We start from the raw sequence: 17,015 nt of genomic DNA on the forward strand, positions 1-17,015 counted from the left end.
GTATGTGCTGCATGCTCCCCTTACAACTAATGGCAAGGTGGTGACTTCGCTTGAAAGCCTTATGGAAATTTAAAGCCCTTTACATGATGATGCTTCCAATCATGGCCTATTTCCTTGTATTCTCCTATTATCCGCTCGTTCGTGGCTTCATCATCTCCTTTCAAGAATTCAGATTGATTGGAAACCGGCCGTTTATCGGATTTGATAATTACCTGACGGTGCTGAAAGATCATGCTTTCTGGGAAATGCTGCAAAATACGCTGCTGCTAGGCGGGGGCATGCTGCTCATCGGCTTTATTATGCCAATTGCGCTTGCGCTATCGCTTAATGAGATCCTTCAAGCCTGGTTTAAAAAAGTCATCCAGATGATTGTTTATATTCCGCACTTGTTTTCATGGGTAGTCGTTGGCGGCATGTGGATTCTCATGCTTTCTCCGGATACAGGCATTGTGAATGCGATCCTCAAACTGGTAGGCATGGAAAAGCCGATTGCCTTTATGTCCAGCACGGACTCGGCCCGTTGGGTCATGGTGCTAACTTCGGTGTGGAAAGAGATGGGCTTTATCTGCATCCTCTATCTGGCGACAATTGTAGCGATCAATCCTGCTCTCTATGAAGCCGCACGTATCGATGGAGCGAATCGCTGGCAATTAGTTCGTTATGTAACACTGCCATCGCTGGTTTCAACGATGAAAGTGGTTATTATGCTCAACGTGCTGAGCATTCTGCGTATTTTCGATCAAATCATCGTCATGCGCAACGGCGCCATTGCCAAGAAGGTCGACGTCATCATGATGTACACGTACCAAAAAGGGATTCTGGAGTTTAAAGTCGGTTTAGCAACATCAGCAGGATTTCTAGTGATTTTCGCGACATTGATCATTACGTTTGTGACCAGAGCGATCATTCGCTATGACGAGGGGTGAAGGGATCCATGAAAACAAACAAATTGCATACGAGTTGGGGAAGCCGGCTGTTCGATGGGATTAATCTGTTATTTTTGTTCATCCTGCTGGCTACGATGCTTATTCCGTTATTGAATACGTTCGCGCTGGCTTTCTCATCCAATTTTGCTTCCATGCAGCCAGGCATTATTTTATATCCGAGAGAATTCAGTTTCCAAGGTTTTACGACTGTTTGGAATCGCATGCAATTGTATCTACCATTTATGAATAATGTGATTGTCACACTTGTAGGAACGGTTTGTCATGTGTTTCTATGCTCGATGGCTGGTTATGTACTGATCCAAAAAGGGTTACCTGGGAAAAAGCTGATGGTCTCAGCTATTTTACTTACAATGACGATTCCAAGCGAAGCGATTATGATCCCGCTTTATGTGGTAAATAAAGAGCTTGGTTTGTTAAATTCTTTAACGGCATTAATTATGTCCGGTTTAGTTTCCGGATTCAGTATTTTACTTATGCGCAATTTCTTCTTATCTGTACCTGTTGAAATGTCGGAGTCAGCGACGATGGATGGGGCTGGTGCATTCCGAATTTTCTTTACCATGTACATCCCCCTTGCTGCGGCGGGACTGGCGACAGTGACCCTTTTCGAATTCGTTAGCCGTTGGAATCAATTCACGCCAGCACTATTATTTATTAGCAATCACGCGAAATATACGCTGCAAATTGCCTTGAAATCGTTAATCGTGGATACCGATTCGACATCCAGCAACTTTATTGTTACTACGAATGTTAGGATGGCAGGGATTGTGATAGCGCTTATCCCTCTCGTCATTATTTATCCTTATGTGCAGAAATATTTCGTTAAAGGCATTTTGGTAGGAGCAAACAAAGAGTAATCTTCATGGAAAAGGGAGCGTGGTAGTCGTCATGCTGCAGCTTAATCGAAGAAAACAAATCGCGGTATACCGGAGAGATATCCATCACTTTGAGCAAAGTACATATATTGAAGTACCATTCGAAATGCCTGAACAAGTGGAAGAGGTTCATGTTCATTTCTCGGTTCAATCACATGGTGAGGCTAAACCGGTCATTGATCTTGGCGTCAGAGACAGCCATAAAGTACGAGGCTGGAGCGGCGGTGCGCGTTCCGAGTTTGTTATCGGACTGGAAAAGGCGACTCCCGGCTATTTGCCTGGTGAGCTGCAAGCCGGCGAATGGGCCGTTCTTCACAATGCCTATAAGGTTCCGGCAGAAGGCTGTGAGGTGACGATCACGGTCACGTTCTACTTCCATACTGCGCGCTGGTTAAAAGGCGATCTGCACACACACAGCGTGAACAGTGATGGAACCTATACCTTAGAGGAAAATGCTGCAATCATGGAGCAGCTTGGATGCGATTTCATTGCAATGACGGATCATAATGCGGTCAGTCAAAATTATTCGTATCCTCGAAATACGTCGGTTGTCATGATTCCTGGGATGGAATTTACAACGAATTTCGGTCATAGCAATTTCTTAGGCGTACTAGAGCCTATTGATGATTTCCGGGTAAAAGGCCAAGAGGATGTCAACGCTCGAGTGGCGACAGCACGTGAGCGCGGGGCTAAAATCGTTCTTAACCACCCCCACTGTGATTATTGTCCTTGGGAGTGGGATCTGTTTGTGGACCATGATTGGTGGGAAGTATGGAATGGCCCTTGGACAGCGCGCAATGAGCGAGCGTTGATCTGGTGGCAGGAGCAGCTTGCATCAGGCAGAAAGCTTGTCGCGATTGGAGGCAGCGATGTTCATCGGCCTGATCCCTATGTGAAGCATGCGATGCCGTGTACATGGGTGTATGCGGAGGCGAAAACCGTTCCGGGTATTTTGCAAGGGATTGAGAAAGGGCATGTGGTGATCAGCTACTCGCCGGAGGGACCTTTTGCGCAGCTGACTTGTGGCGACTATATGACGGGAGATACTGTGCCAGCAGAAGTGACTGACAACATCATTGCGAAGGTTGAACACGTACGTGAGGGAGATCAAGTTAAGCTAATCAGCGAACAAGGTGTAGAACGAATGGAAGTTTGCTTAACAGCTGGCGCCTATGAGTTGGAAATGGAACAGAACGGCAGAGCGTTTTACCGCGTTGAAGTATGGCGTCATTTTGAGGAAGTGGATAAGTCCTTGATGGCCATGCTTACGAATCCAATTTATTTTCAGAGGTGAGTGCAAATGGAATGTACAGTGATGACATTTAACTTAAGATATAATAACCCTGGAGATGGACTTAACGCTTGGCCGCATCGCATCGACCGGGTTGCTCAGATGATCCTGGCGCATGATCCAATAGTCGTAGGAACTCAGGAAGGCTATTTCGACATGCTGCACGATTTGCATCCGAGGCTTGCCGAATATGCTTGGATCGGTGAAGGCCGCTTTGGCGCTCATGAGAATGAGCACTGTGCGATTTTCTACAAGAAAAAGGAGCTGGAGCTTCAGCAGCATGGGCAGTTTTGGCTGTCCGAAACGCCGGAAGTGACCGCTTCCATCTCGTGGAACAGCGGTTTTCCCCGGGTCTGTACGTGGGCCGTATTCGAGTATAAGGAAACTGGGGAGCGCTTCATCGTGTACAATACACACCTCGATCATCAAAGCCAAGAAGCCAGAGATCTCGGCACCAAAGTCATCTGGGAGTACATATCCGCCCATCACAAGGAATATTCTCTTCCTGTTATCTTAATGGGAGATTTCAATAGCCATCCTAACGATTTGCCGATACGCTTCCTGCGAGGCGAATTGGATTTGCAAGGCCATGAGTCATGGCTAAAGGATGTTTACAACGTGGTACCAGCTCCAATCGGATGGACAGCGCATGACTTTCAAGGCGGCGAGGCCGGAGAGCCGATCGATTATATTTTCGTTTCACCGGATGTGGAGGCTCTTGAGGCCGTCGTGGATAGAAGGCAGATGGGCGGCGGGTATCCGTCCGATCATTATCCAGTGATTGCGAAGATTAATCTCTAGAGAAGAACATCCAGATTGCTGACAGAAGGAGATAGAGGCATGACATTAGAGAAGATTTATGTCGTTTTTAAAACGCATTTTGACATTGGCTTTACGGGATTAGTCTCAGACGTCGTTGGGCGATATCGCACCGAGATGTTGAAGGATGTTATTGAAATTTGTGACCGGACCAAAGAAAATGACGAACATGAAAAATACGTTTGGACCATGTCCGCATGGCCGCTGCTTCAATCTCTGAAAGGCAGTCAAGAGGAAGAAAAGCAGAAGGCGCTTGGCTTTCTGGAAAATCGGCAACTGATCTGGCACAAGCTTCCCTATACGACACACACGGAATTTTGCGGCCTGGAGGAATGGATTCGCGGCATGTACGTGTCTGAAGGACTCACTGACCGCTTCGGGTACGACCCGAAGGATGCCAAAATGACGGATGTTCCGGGACACACGTGGGTTGTGCCTTCTCTCCTTAAGAAAGCTGGCGTTGAGTTTCTTCATCTCGGCTGCAATCCGGCTACAACGCCGCCAGACGTTCCGCCGGTATTTTATTGGGAGGGACCGGATGGTGAAAGGCTGCTGACGTTTTATTCCAAAGGATCCTACGGGACGGGCATATTGCCTCCGGAGGAGTGGACGCACCCTGTTTGGCTCGCGATGATTCAGACGAGCGACAATCATGGGCCGCATGATGCGAGCATCATCGAAGAGATGAAAGCTTCCATTCGAGACAGCGGCTCATCGGCCGAGCTGCATATCGGCAGTTTGGGCGATTTCGCAGCGGATTTCTTATCGCGAAACCCGGAATTGCCGGTTATTCGCGGCGATATGGCCGATTCTTGGATTCATGGTGTCGGGACTGCACCGCGTGAGGTGGCAAGGGTCAGAGCGCTGAGAAGCCAAGTAACGGCTGTCGAAAGCGCATTGGCCGTGAGTCATTTTACAGGTGAGAAGTTGGAAAGTGAACAAGTGGTAAAAGCGAAAATCGATGAAAGCTACGAGCACACGCTGTTGTTTGGCGAGCACACTTGGGGAATGGATTGCAAAACCTTTCTATTTCCTAGGGTAGCGTATGATAAGAAATCATTTCTGCAGTTAAAACAAAGCGAACGTTATCAGCGGATGGAGCAGTCCTGGGCAGAGCAGATCGATTATCTGAATAAAGCGGAAAGCTCTTTGCATGAGGCGAAAGCCGGTTTGACGAAAGAGCAGTTGAGCGGCAGTCAAGGCTCTAAGGCGCTGCGCGTTCATTCGCATCTAGGCTGGAGCCGGAATGCCAAAACATTCATTCCAGAAAGTGACCTGCCAGCTGAAGATGAAGTGCTGATCGATTCGGTTTCAGGCGAAGTGATTGCGCTGCAGCTGTGTGAGGGTGGGGCGGAAGCTCTAATCAGCGGCCTGCCTGCGCTTGGTTATAAGACACTCTACTATGCGAAGAAAGAAGGCCAGTCGGCTTCGATCCCAGCAAGGAGTGAAAGGAAATCTATTGCTTATTTGACGGAAACGCAGGCGGTTATCGAGAATCCCCATATGATCGTAAAAGTAGATCGGAACACGGGCTGGATTCAAAGCCTTTGGGATAAGAAGCTCCGAAAAGAGTGGATTGACGACCGTTCTGAAACCGGTTTCGGGCAGTACAACTATGATATTTACTCCAATAAGGAGATCACGCGCTACTTGAAAAAATACGCGTATCGTTTTTATGATTGGGGAGTGCATGATTTCGGGAAAACCGATTACCCGGAGTTGCAAAAAAGACTTACATTCTCTACGCATTCAGCAGATGTACTTATTTGGGAAAATGACAGCTCCGCTGGTCTGACAATTAAGGCGGTTACAGATGCTGAAACTACGTCCGACTATGGCAATGCGGGTACAATCGAATGGACATTCTCTCTGACCGACGATTCACCGTATTTGGACGCTGCCTACAAGCTTCACGCTAAACAGGAAACACCGCTGGCGGAATCGGGCCATATTGTGTTTCCGTTGAAACTGGAACGCCCGCAGTTCAGGATCAATAAGCTGGGCTCTGTCGTGAATCCGTTGACGGATACGATTCGTTCCTCCAGCACGCTGCTTCATTGCTGCGAGCATTTTGTTGATATTTCCAACGGCTTCGCGGGTATGGCCGTCATTCCGCTTGATTCGCCGCTGTTTTTTATTGGGACAAATGGCATGTGGGACTATGAGCATGAGTATAAACCAGAGAAACCGGAACTGCATTTCAATTTATTCAATAACTGGTGGGGGACGAATTTTCCGCAATGGAGCGGAGGAGACTTGAGCTATCGGTTCCGCTTGGTACCGCATGCGGGGGATTGGAGAGAAGAGGAGGTTTGGAAAATCGCGCAGGAAACGATGACCCAAACCGTTACGACATCTGCTCTAGCCGACGAGCGCAATGCGATAGCAGAAATGCTTCCGGCGGGGCTGGACGGGATGGCTGTAAGCTGCTGGAAACTTGCAGAAAATGGAAATGGTTGTATCCTGCGAATTCGCAAGTGCACAGGTGTACGGCGAGAAGTGGAGATTGTACTCCCGGAGCAAGTGAACGAAGTTCGTGTGACAAATCTTCTAGAGCGAGATCAAGAAGTTTTGCAAATGAATGAGAATCGGCTTCGCCTGGTAACCAATCCTTTCGAAGTGCATACTTTTAGAATTATCCGTTAATCGTCACTATCAAGTTTACAGCGCGGCAGTTCTTATCGTATGATAGAGCCAATATGGAATATCAGTGAAAAGGAACGTATTTTGAGAGGGGCTAGGAATGAAACCGACCATTTACGATGTGGCCCAAGCCGCCGGAGTGTCCATCGCTACCGTATCGAAAGTGATTAACGCCACAGGCCGAATTAGCGATAAGACGCGGAAGCACGTACATAGCGTAATGGAGCAGCTGAAGTACCAGCCAAGCATGGTAGCGTCCGCATTAACGGGGAAGAGTACATACACCATCGGCCTCACACTTCCTGATTTGGCGAATCCTTTCTTCGCCGAAATTGCCCGGTCTGTTGAGGATCGGGGGCACGAACACGGTTTCAGCGTATTTATTTGCAGCACGGACAACGATCCGGACAAGGAAGTGAAATATTTATCGCTGCTCATGCAAAAGCGAGTAGACGGGATGATTTCCGCCACCCGGATTCAAAATGATCACTTCCTGAAGAAGCTGATCCAGCAAAATATCCCTATTGCTTTAATAACGGGAGAAATGCCAACGCTCGCTGTGGATACGGTTATGGTCGACGATTATCTCGGAGGCTTCCAAGCGGGTAATCATCTTGTTGAGCTAGGTCACAGGCAGATCGCCATCCTTGTAGAGGATATGGATAACATGAGCAACCGTGAGCGGATTCGAGGCTGTAAACAAGCACTGGGTAACGCAGGTTTGCAAGTGGAGGAGCATCTTATAGCAACCGGAGGATTCACGGTTGAAACAGGCCAAAAGGCCATGTTACAGCTGCTTCAACTGGAAGACCGGCCGTCAGCCGTGTTTGCTTGTAACGATCTGCTGGCCATAGGCGCTATACGCGCAGCCAGAGAAGCGGGCATGCAGCTGCCGAACGATCTTTCGGTTGTCGGTTTCGACAATACGATTCTAGCAACCTTAATTGATCCGCCGCTTACGACCATTGCCCAACCCATACAGGAAATCGGGCGCAGGGCGGTCGATCTGCTTGTACAGGAGATCAAAGGAGAGAAAGTGCTTAAGCAGCGCGTTGTTTTGCTGCCTGAGCTTGTTTTACGCAATTCATCAGTGTCCTATAAGGAGCAATAGACCGTTTGACCTGTCACGATAAAAATTCGAAAAGGTGCTGCGGTCTACCTTTTTCACATTAGGTTAAGCGCTTTCCTTGCTATTTAATGCGGACCATTTATTTAATTGATTTCCAAATCATTCTTTGAATCAATCATAGTTTACAGAGTGAGACATATTTTAAAATAAGGGTAAGCGCATACCTAGAAAAGAGGGAATGAAATGCCGAAGCCACGTACAGCAAAAATAGATGAAATTGATAGACTGGTTGAGCTAGCAGACCGCATATTCCGTAAGCCTGGGCAAACGTCTATGGGTACCGCTTATGCAAGGCTTTTTGCGAAGGAAAATGCCGGTCATCTGCTCGTTATGGAGGATGAGGGGGTTCTCGCTACGCTAGTTGGCTTGCTGCAAGCTGACATATCCGTAGAAGGCTGTTCTATTCGCACAGTAAGTATGGGTGCTGTATGTACAGATCCGGCCTATCGCGGAAAGCAGTATGCCGATACACTTTTCAAAATGAGTGTGGAGAAGTGTGTTGAGGACGAGGCTCATCTGATGCTCATATCAGGTGCGCGCAATCTATACCTTAGAAACGATTGTGTCGAGGTTGGTGCGGTGAAATTATTTACGTTCCAAGCACGATCTGGCGTACATGATGATGAGGTCTCCAGCCATTTAACGATAAGACCTTTCGATGAGTCCATTGACCTGCTTTCAATGATTACGCTCATGGAGCAGGATACCGCTTATTACAAAAGAACGGAAGCTGAGCTTGCCCAATTAATCCGCAGTGCTGCCGTTTTAAGCAATGCTAGCGCTGAACAGCATGTATGGATGGCTTGCGACTCAGACGGAACTGCAGCAGGGTATATCGTTTTTGGCCCGATAGAAAAAAATGGTGTCTCGTCCGTAAAGGTCATTGAATATGCCGGCAGTGATGAGTCTGTGTTAGTCCTGTTGCAGCAAATCGCTCTAAATTTCCATGGACGGCAAGTGAATGTGCACGTGATGGGAGATCGTCCGGCGCTTGTAGAAAAACTGGTTGTGAGTGGCGCTTCCTTTATCGAAACCAACATTCCCGGAACGATTCGGATAATCGATTTTCTTGGTTTATGGCGATCTTTGAAACCCTATATGGCAGCAAGAGTAAGCGAAGAGACGCTCTCGGAGCTGGAGATTTCTGAAGCATCTTTCGGTTATCGGATTGCCTATCGCGGCCATGCACATCTCGTCGATCGCCGTGGAGCTGCAAGACTTGTTTTTAATGGTCCGCAGCTGACGGAAACAAGTGAATTGAAAGAAATTCTTGGCAAGCTTTTTCCGCTCCCGTGGGTGTATACCGATAATTTAAATTTTGTCTAGTAGAAAGGAGAGGTCACACGACATGCTGTGGTACTTCAAAGCGCTAGGTAGACGTAAGCTGGTTGAATTTATTATCCTTGTCGTCTTTGCCGCATTCTTTATGGGACCGCTGCTGAACCTTCTCATCCTAGCGTTTACAGGGAGGTGGCAATATCCGGCTCCACTGCCGCAATCGTGGTCGCTGGATTGGTGGCGGTTCGTGCTTTCCAACCAGGAAGTTGTGAAATCTATCTCTTTATCGTTCATGATTGCGATTGTTGTAACCGCTTTCTCTATACTGCTCTGCATACCTGCCGCCTATGCGTTTGCACGAATTCGTTTCCCGTTAAGCCGGATCTTCTTGTTTTCCTTCCTGCTAACGCATGCATTCCCGAAAATGGGCTTGTACGTTTCCATTGCGGTTTTGTTTTATAAAGTCGGACTGATGAACACATTTCTCGGAGTCGTACTCATCCATATCGTCAATACCTTGATGTATATGACATGGATTCCTTCAGCGGCCTTCCGCAATGTCCATAAAGCACAGGAGGAGTCGGCGAGAGATGTAGGCGCATCGCCGTTTCGCGTCTTTTGGAGCATTACGTTTCCGATGGCACTTCCCGGCATTACAGTCGCGTCGATCTTCACCTTCTTAAGCTCACTGGATGAAGCACAGGGAACTTACCTTGTTGGGATTCCGGACTTCCGTACAATGCCTGTAGTTATGTATTCGATCATTTCGGATTATCCGAGTACGGCAGGCGCAGTCTTTTCCATTATTTTGACACTGCCAACCATCATTTTGCTTGTTGCTGCACAGCGTTTCGTTTCAGCAGACGTGATGTCAAGCGGCTTCCAAATGAAATAAACTCAGTCATTCCATGGAAGGAGTAGCTTATGATCCAACTATCCATTAGGCAACTAGCCAAAAGATACAAAACAGGCGAGGGCGTCTCAGACATCAATCTTGACGTAAAAAAGGGTGAACTAGTCACTTTGCTCGGCCCGTCGGGATGCGGGAAGACAACCGTTCTGAGAAGTATTGGAGGATTCCTTGAGCCTGACTCCGGCGATATTCTCATTGAGGGCAAGAGTGTACTGAAGCTGCCCCCTGAGAAGAGGCCGACTGCGATGGTTTTCCAAGGCTACAACTTGTGGCCTCATATGAACGTTTACAATAACCTCGCCTTTGGTTTGAAAATCCGGAAGAAAAGCAAACAGGAAATCGATGAAGCGATTCACCGGGTGCTGGAGCTTGTCAGGCTTCCTGGGTCTGAGAAGAAATTTCCGGGTGAGCTGTCAGGCGGGCAGCAGCAGCGTATAGCCGTAGCCAGAGCTTTCCTGTTGGAACCTGCTGTTTTGCTGCTGGATGAACCTTTCTCAGCGCTGGATGCGAAGCTTCGGCATGAGATGCGGGAAGAGCTGCGCGATATTCAAGCCAAAACCGGACTTACCATGGTATTCGTAACCCATGATCAGGAGGAAGCGCTGTCCATTTCCGACAATATCGTCGTCATGAATGCGGGGAATGTGGAACAAATGGCATCTCCCCAAGTGATCTACGACAATCCGCGCACGTTGTTTACCGCTCAGTTTATAGGGAAAATGAATTTCATTAAAGGGAACGCTGGCGGTTCTCACGTGAATGTTAAGCAGCTGCAATTTCATAATGTGAATCAACTGGAGGGGGAAGTCACGGTGGCTGTCCGTCCGGAGGATATTATGTTTGTTAAGCTGGATGAGGGGTTACCTGCCAAAATTCATCAAATCATGATTCTCGGCCATTATGCAGAAGTTTCGCTCGAAACGGAATGCGGTTTGCTCAAAGCCTTTTTGCCTCGTGATGCTGTGAAGAATAGACAGGTCGGTCAGCTTGTACATGTCACGTTTTCCAAGGTACTGACTTATATGGGTCAGCCTAAGAAATAAATAGAAATCCAAGGAGGAATAAGGGATGGTCTCTATGAAAAAACGGTTGAGTGTAGCAGCAGCTTCTGTTTTGGTGTTATCGACATTGGTCGGTTGCAGTAACGGGGGAAGTAAGCCGGCAAGCAGCTCACAGAAGCAGGATGAGTTCCAATTCTACTTTACCGGCTCTCTAAACGTGAAACAGCTGTGGGAAACCTTGGTCCCGATGTTTGAAAAAGCGAATCCGAATATTAAGGTGAAGATGGTTTACATCGACTCTGGTTCAGGCGGCCAGTCCACCCTTGACCGGATCACCGCTGCCAAAGCAGCCGGCCAAAAGTCCGGTGACATTGACCTGTACGAAAGTAGTTTAAGCGATTTGACTAAGGGGATGAAAGGCGATCTGTGGGCTTCCTTAGACAAAACAAAAATTCCTAATTTAAGTAAAATTGATGAGAATAACTTGAAAAACCTCGACGGGAAGGGAATTCCTTACCGAGCTTCAGCTGTTGTTTTGGCGTATAACAGCGCAAAAGTGAAGAATCCGCCAAAAACGGCGGATGAGCTGTACGACTGGATACGTAAAAATCCAGGCCGCTTTGCCTATAATGATCCAGCTACCGGCGGGTCTGGGGATTCTTTTGTACAGACGACCATTTATAACTTCCTTCCGCCGGAAGCCAATACGAGCCAGGACCCGAAATGGATGGAGCAGTGGGATAAAGGCTTTAAGCTGCTGAAAGAGCTTCACCCGAGCATGTACCAGAAAGGCGTGTATCCGAAGAAAAATCAAGGCACGCTCGATTTAATGGCGAACGGCGAGGTGGATATGATACCGGCTTGGTCAGACCAAGGGCTTGAGCAAATCAGCAAAAAGCTGCTGCCCGAAACGACGAAGCTGACGCAAATTAGCCCGTCTTTCACCGGCGGTCCGACTTATCTGATGGCTCCGAAGCTTTCCGAACACTTGGATTCGGTTGCTAAGTTCCTTGATTTTGTTCTAACCCCTGAAGCGCAAACCGTCATTATTCAGAAAATGTATGGCTATCCGGGCATTAAATGGTCGGAAATGCCAGCGAATCTGAGGGATGAATTTAAGGATGTGGCAGCTGGATACCGCACGTTCAACCTTGGTGATTTGGGCAAAGAGATTCAAAAACGGTGGCAGCAAGAAGTTGCAGGCCAATGAATAAACAGGTAAAGCAGGGTATTCTTGGACTGTCACTCGTCATTCCTGCCTTTTTACTCTTATGTTTTGTCGTTATTGTCCCGATCATTCTGGCGATCAACGAGAGCTTTAGAGACGATAACGGCACGTATACGATGCAGTATTACACGAAGCTTTTTACGGATAAGGTGATGTCCGCCAACATCGTATTCACGTTAAAGCTGACGATTATTTCCGTACTCGCCGTCGTTCTGATCGGTTATGCGCTTGCGATCTACATGCGGTTTAGCAGCGGACGCATTGTGAATGGCATAAAAAAAATGTACATGATTCCGATGTTTGTCCCTTCAGTTATCGCATCTTACGGGATTATTAACATGTATGGCAATCATGGTTGGTTGTCGCGCCTATTACTGCCCCTTGGTGTGGAATCGATTCCAAAGATTATTTTCGACTATAAAGGAATCTTGTTAGCTAATCTTTGGTTTAATATTCCGTTTACCACCATGCTGCTTGCCTCTGCATTATCAGGTATACCGAACGCTCTGATCGAAAGTGCGAAAGATATCGGCGCAGGGCGGCTGCAAATCTTTTTCAAACTTATCGTTCCGCTGACTTACCGCACGATGTTAGTAGCGATCACTTTCAGCTTTATGGGGATCATTGGCGGCTTTACAGCGCCGTTCTTAATTGGTCCGAACTCGCCGCAAGTGCTTGGGGTCGCGATGCGCCAAGTTTTCTCGGTATATCAAGAAACTCAGCTCGCAAGCGCTACAGCTGTATTTATGTTCGTTTTATGCTCATTTATGGGTTATTTCTACATCCGCACCATGATCAAAGACGATAAACTATCGTCGCATTAAGGGTAATGCTATGGAATGAGCACCTGTCCCTTAGAGAGGGGATAGGTGCTTTTCATCTAGAAGGAGGAAATCCGATGAAGACATTGCTTATTGCTGAAGGAACCGTGACACCGAGCTGTTCGAAAAGCCATATTACTTATACCCTCCATTTGCAGAAGGATTGCGACCAGCTTCATGTTGAATTCGGCTATGATCCGAAAAAACTAGAGAATGAAGGTCAGGCCGAGGCGCTGATTCGCGAAGGGCTTAACCAGTACATATTGGAAGAACACAGAGCCACTTACAATTGGCGGGAGTTTCTGCCTTTACAAAATTTGATGACGCTGTCCTTCGATGATGAGCATGGTTTTCGAGGCGCCGGACACCGACATGATCCGATCCAGCATCTTGTGATCACATCTACAGAGGCTTCTCCAGGGTTTACGCCTGGCGTCTTTCCAAGGGGGCAATTGAAAATCATGATTAATCTTCATTGTGTCGTGACCGAAGAATGCCGATATCGTCTGCATGTTTGGGAAGGAGGTGCAGACGTATGAAGCAATGGCTGCCATTTGAGCTGCACTGTCACACCTTTCATAGCGATGGCAAGCAATCCCTTATGGAGCTTGCTGAAGCTGCCAAAGCATTAGGGCTGCGAGGGGTTGCGCTGACGGATCATAATACAATGACAGGATTAACGAATCGGGAAGAGGTTGTTGCGGCTACAGGTGTGGAAGTGATTCCTGGTCTGGAATGGACCACATTTTTCGGCCATATGCTCACACTGGGGTTATCCGAGTATGTGGATTGGCGAAATTTAAGCCCCTTCCACATCCATAGAGGGATAGAAGGCGTCCATCGCCAAGGCGGGCTTGTCGGACTGGCTCATCCCTTTCGCGTTGGCAGTCCGATGTGTACGGGATGCTACTGGGAATTTGAGGTCTCTGACTGGAACGAGATCGATTATATCGAGGTTTGGTCGGGATTATTTCCGTCCATCCGCAGAAATAACGCGCGTGCGCTCAGACTGTGGACGGATCTGCTTAATCAAGGGCATCGGATAGCAGCTACAAGCGGCAGAGATTGGCACGTATCCGACCCGGTTTCAGAGCCGGTATCGGCGACTTTTTTGGGGCTGCGCGATACGGTTATGGCAAGCTCAGGCATTGTCGCGGCAGCACTCGATGCGTTGAAACGCGGAGCGGTTGCCGTTTCCATGGGGCCGCTGCCTCAGCTGCGAGTCAGCCATGCCAAGAGCCAATCGGCGGATATCGGCGATGTCGTTCCTCTTAAGCCAGGCGCGCGATATGAAGTCATGGTTGGGGTCGATTTCTCTGCAAGAGGAGGCCAATGGGAGCTGCCCGATCATCCGTTAGAGATGAAACTCGTTAGTAATAAAGGGGAGCTGGCGAATTTGAAATTGACGCGGGATCGGTCAGAAATGAGCACAGAGCTTGATTTGACCGGCGTGCAATGGATGCGGGCCGAGATGTACGGTGTATTTTGCAACTTGTGTACGTTGATCGGATTTACAAACGCCATTTATATGACAGAAGGAAGTGTTTTCGCATGACAGGGACAGCGGGAATTTGGACAATTAGCCATGGTGAACTGCTATTGCGCTTGGTTTTAGCGGTTTTTATGGGAGGAGCGGTGGGCATTGAAAGGGAGTGGCATAATCATGCCGCGGGATTCCGGACACATATTCTGGTCTGTCTGGGCTCGACGACTATCATGCTGCTTTCGATCTACGGGTTTTCTGAATTTGCTAATGAACCGAACGTGCGATTAGATCCAGCCCGTCTTGCGGCCCAAGTCATCAGCGGAATTGGGTTTATCGGAGCCGGTGCGATTTTGCGAAATGGCTCGACCATCAGCGGTTTGACGACAGCCGCATCGATCTGGGTCGTAGCCGGCATCGGTTTATGCGTCGGAGCCGGTTTTCTTTATGCAGCCGTTTTCTCCACCATGCTGCTGCTGATTTCCCTATTTGTCCTAAACAAGTGGGAGAAATATGTCATGCGTCACCGGCGAAATCACGAGATGACGATTAAGACATTGGATAATCCGACTGCGCTTGGTCAAATCGCCACAGCCCTTAGTAATGAGGGGATTCAAATCGTGAATGTCAAAATGATGCGTAAAGACGCGGCAGCAAGCTCTGGAGAAGCAGCGACCATACAGCTGCAATTCGTGCTGCATGTCCAAAATCCAGTCAAGCTTATGGAGGCCATGGAGAAGGTACATACCTTGGATTTTGTCATTTGGACTGAATCAGGAGGCAAATCATTGGACGTCACGCATCAAGGGGTCAGGCAGGTACATTAAGAGGAGGAAAAATGTTATGATTTCATTTCCGCGAATGACTGCCCATACCGGCTGCATGGGCACACCGGATAATACGCTTAAATCGATAGAGACAGGACTTCGTCTAGGAGTCGATATCCTTGAAGAGGACATTCTTATCACAGCAGACGGGATGCTTGTACTTTCCCATGATGATCAAGTTCATGCAGCAGACGGAAGCGAATACTGCATTTCTCAGATGAGCTTTGCAGAGCTGAGCAAGCTGGATATTAAAGCACATAACGGCTCAGAGGACGAGACGATCCGGATCCTTCCCTTGGACTCATTACTAACTTACTTGCAGGGGGCGAGCGTTCGGTTGAATTTGGATCTTAAATCGGATGCCTGTGTCGAGCCCGTTTCCCTCTGGATCGAACAGAATCGACTTCTGGAGCAAGTCTTTCTCTCAGGCTGTGAGATCGATCGAGCCCATCTCGTAAAGCGTGTTAATCCGCGCCTTCACAAGCTTCTCAACGTTGATGCTGCGATATTCATGGCAAATAACTACACCGATACGGCGCATCAAATCTGTAAAGATGCAGTAAGCGCTGCTTGCTTTGGGCTTAATTTAAACTATCGCGTTGTGAAGCCAGAACTGCTTGAGATCGCGAAGGGTTATGGGCTTGATGTTTGCATTTGGACGGTCAACGAGGAAGCAGAGATGAAGCGGTTTATTGAGATGGGGGTTCATTCGATCACGACACGTCACGTATCTGCACTTATTCAGTTGAAGGAATTGTATAGCTGTTAGCGCAAAAAAGCCAACTTGAGTTGTAACCCAAGATGGCTTTTTTCTTTTGTATAGGTTCACGTCAACGAAATCGGCTCTTCCAGGCTGGACTTCAGAGGTTGTCCTTCTTTGTAGTACAAATGAGGGGACAATAGGATAAAAAAGATATGAACATCGCGAAAGCCATGCGCGGCTAACAAGGTATTCATTTCCTGTGCAATGCGGTCATGCATTTCCTGATCTCTGGGAAACATGAGGATTTCCAGAGATTGCGGTGAATTGTTTAACTGATCTACAAGCAGGAGCTCGATTTTGACTTTTTGCTGCAAGACGCCTGTTATCTTTGAGAATTCCTGAATCACGTTGGTCGAAATCGAAGAAACGAAGTCCTTCTGAAATCCTTTGAAACGGAGAAACGGCATGCTGATTCCTTCTTTGCATAGTTGTTTGCGAATTTAATCATTCTATTGAAAAGTTAACGTAAAAACAAAACCGATTTTAGATGAAATCATTCTCAGAACTAGATAGATAGGTCATGTGAACGATTTGCTGCGCTTAGACGTATTATAGATGTTCTCATAAGTTTAGGAAAGAAAATGAGTTCTGCAAGTAAATAATTGAAAGCTCGGAGGTAATCCTATGTCAAGAACAATTGAATATACGAACGATCGTTTCATTCTTCATCTATCAGGATTGACAAGCGCTGCGGCGTTAAAACGTCGGGTCGAAATTCCGTACAACAGCATTAATAAAGTTTCCATTGAGGACTTCAAATTATCCATGTTTCGATTCAGAGTAGGTACCTCTGTTGCTGATATACGAGAAGGCCGTTTTCTGATTGGGGACCGATGGTGCTTCATTTCTTATGAGAATCACAATGATGTCGTGGTTCTGGAACTTGAGGGTCATGAGTTTGGTAAAGTTGTGTTTCAAGTCGAAAATCCGGAGGAAGTCAAAATGCGTATTTTGGAGCATACTGAGAAAAAATAATCGGTGTACCTGAAAGTGAAAA

At 47.6% G+C, this 17,015-nt stretch carries 17 protein-coding genes; 16 read left to right on the top strand and 1 reads right to left on the bottom strand.

Features of this window, described 5'->3' with window-relative positions:
• Positions 1–50 precede the first annotated feature (50 nt).
• The 15 genes from J2Z65_RS17540 (at position 51) to J2Z65_RS17610 (ending at position 16,024) form a co-directional block, all read left to right on the top strand.
• On the top strand, positions 51–926 hold the full coding sequence (locus J2Z65_RS17540) for an ABC transporter permease subunit (protein WP_167058026.1): 876 nt from the start codon (positions 51–53) through the stop codon (positions 924–926).
• Between the two features lie 8 nt (positions 927–934).
• A complete protein-coding gene (locus tag J2Z65_RS17545; protein ID WP_167058023.1) occupies positions 935–1,804 on the top strand; it encodes a carbohydrate ABC transporter permease in 870 nt (289 codons plus the stop codon).
• Positions 1,805–1,835: 31 nt separating this feature from the next.
• Positions 1,836–3,116, top strand: a complete 1,281-nt coding sequence (locus J2Z65_RS17550) for a CehA/McbA family metallohydrolase (RefSeq protein WP_167058020.1) — start codon at positions 1,836–1,838, stop codon at positions 3,114–3,116.
• A gap of 6 nt (positions 3,117–3,122) precedes the next feature.
• Complete coding sequence (locus J2Z65_RS17555) at positions 3,123–3,914, top strand: endonuclease/exonuclease/phosphatase family protein (protein WP_167058018.1); 792 nt, start codon at positions 3,123–3,125, stop codon at positions 3,912–3,914.
• A 39-nt stretch (positions 3,915–3,953) separates the two neighbouring features.
• Positions 3,954–6,578: a DUF5054 domain-containing protein gene (locus J2Z65_RS17560; RefSeq protein ID WP_167058015.1), complete on the top strand. Its 2,625-nt coding sequence runs from the start codon at positions 3,954–3,956 to the stop codon at positions 6,576–6,578.
• A gap of 97 nt (positions 6,579–6,675) precedes the next feature.
• Entirely contained in the window at positions 6,676–7,686 is a 1,011-nt protein-coding gene (locus tag J2Z65_RS17565) for a LacI family DNA-binding transcriptional regulator (protein WP_167058012.1), read from the top strand.
• A gap of 201 nt (positions 7,687–7,887) precedes the next feature.
• Positions 7,888–9,030, top strand: coding sequence for a GNAT family N-acetyltransferase (locus J2Z65_RS17570; protein WP_167058009.1), 1,143 nt, complete (start codon positions 7,888–7,890; stop codon positions 9,028–9,030).
• A 22-nt stretch (positions 9,031–9,052) separates the two neighbouring features.
• A complete protein-coding gene (locus tag J2Z65_RS17575; RefSeq protein ID WP_167058006.1) occupies positions 9,053–9,877 on the top strand; it encodes an ABC transporter permease in 825 nt (274 codons plus the stop codon).
• 29 nt (positions 9,878–9,906) lie between these two features.
• Positions 9,907–10,938: an ABC transporter ATP-binding protein gene (locus J2Z65_RS17580; RefSeq protein WP_167058003.1), complete on the top strand. Its 1,032-nt coding sequence runs from the start codon at positions 9,907–9,909 to the stop codon at positions 10,936–10,938.
• 25 nt (positions 10,939–10,963) lie between these two features.
• The gene (locus J2Z65_RS17585) at positions 10,964–12,106 is read left to right on the top strand and encodes an extracellular solute-binding protein (protein WP_167058000.1); all 1,143 of its coding nucleotides are present in this window, start codon (positions 10,964–10,966) and stop codon (positions 12,104–12,106) included.
• The gene (locus J2Z65_RS17590) at positions 12,103–12,948 is read left to right on the top strand and encodes an ABC transporter permease (RefSeq protein ID WP_209856004.1); all 846 of its coding nucleotides are present in this window, start codon (positions 12,103–12,105) and stop codon (positions 12,946–12,948) included. Before J2Z65_RS17585 ends, J2Z65_RS17590 begins: the two co-directional genes overlap by 4 nt.
• Positions 12,949–13,022: 74 nt before the next feature.
• Entirely contained in the window at positions 13,023–13,484 is a 462-nt protein-coding gene (locus J2Z65_RS17595; RefSeq protein ID WP_167057997.1) for a hypothetical protein, read from the top strand.
• Complete coding sequence (locus tag J2Z65_RS17600) at positions 13,481–14,500, top strand: CehA/McbA family metallohydrolase (RefSeq protein ID WP_167057994.1); 1,020 nt, start codon at positions 13,481–13,483, stop codon at positions 14,498–14,500. Before J2Z65_RS17595 ends, J2Z65_RS17600 begins: the two co-directional genes overlap by 4 nt.
• Complete coding sequence (locus tag J2Z65_RS17605) at positions 14,497–15,255, top strand: MgtC/SapB family protein (protein WP_167057991.1); 759 nt, start codon at positions 14,497–14,499, stop codon at positions 15,253–15,255. The genes J2Z65_RS17600 and J2Z65_RS17605 overlap by 4 nt, the downstream gene beginning before the upstream one ends.
• A 16-nt stretch (positions 15,256–15,271) precedes the next feature.
• A complete protein-coding gene (locus J2Z65_RS17610) occupies positions 15,272–16,024 on the top strand; it encodes a glycerophosphodiester phosphodiesterase (protein ID WP_167057988.1) in 753 nt (250 codons plus the stop codon).
• Between the two features lie 56 nt (positions 16,025–16,080).
• Here J2Z65_RS17610 and J2Z65_RS17615 read toward each other — a convergent pair whose 3' ends face one another.
• Positions 16,081–16,425: a DUF1904 family protein gene (locus J2Z65_RS17615; RefSeq protein ID WP_167057986.1), complete on the bottom strand. Its 345-nt coding sequence runs from the start codon at positions 16,423–16,425 to the stop codon at positions 16,081–16,083.
• 217 nt (positions 16,426–16,642) lie between these two features.
• Between J2Z65_RS17615 and J2Z65_RS17620 the strand changes: the two genes are divergently transcribed.
• Positions 16,643–16,993 carry a hypothetical protein gene (locus J2Z65_RS17620; RefSeq protein WP_167057983.1) on the top strand — a complete coding sequence of 117 codons (351 nt, stop codon included), beginning with the start codon at positions 16,643–16,645 and terminating at the stop codon, positions 16,991–16,993.
• Positions 16,994–17,015 lie beyond the last annotated feature (22 nt).

Source organism: Paenibacillus aceris (assembly GCF_017874035.1).
GTDB lineage: Bacteria > Bacillota > Bacilli > Paenibacillales > NBRC-103111 > Paenibacillus_E > Paenibacillus_E aceris.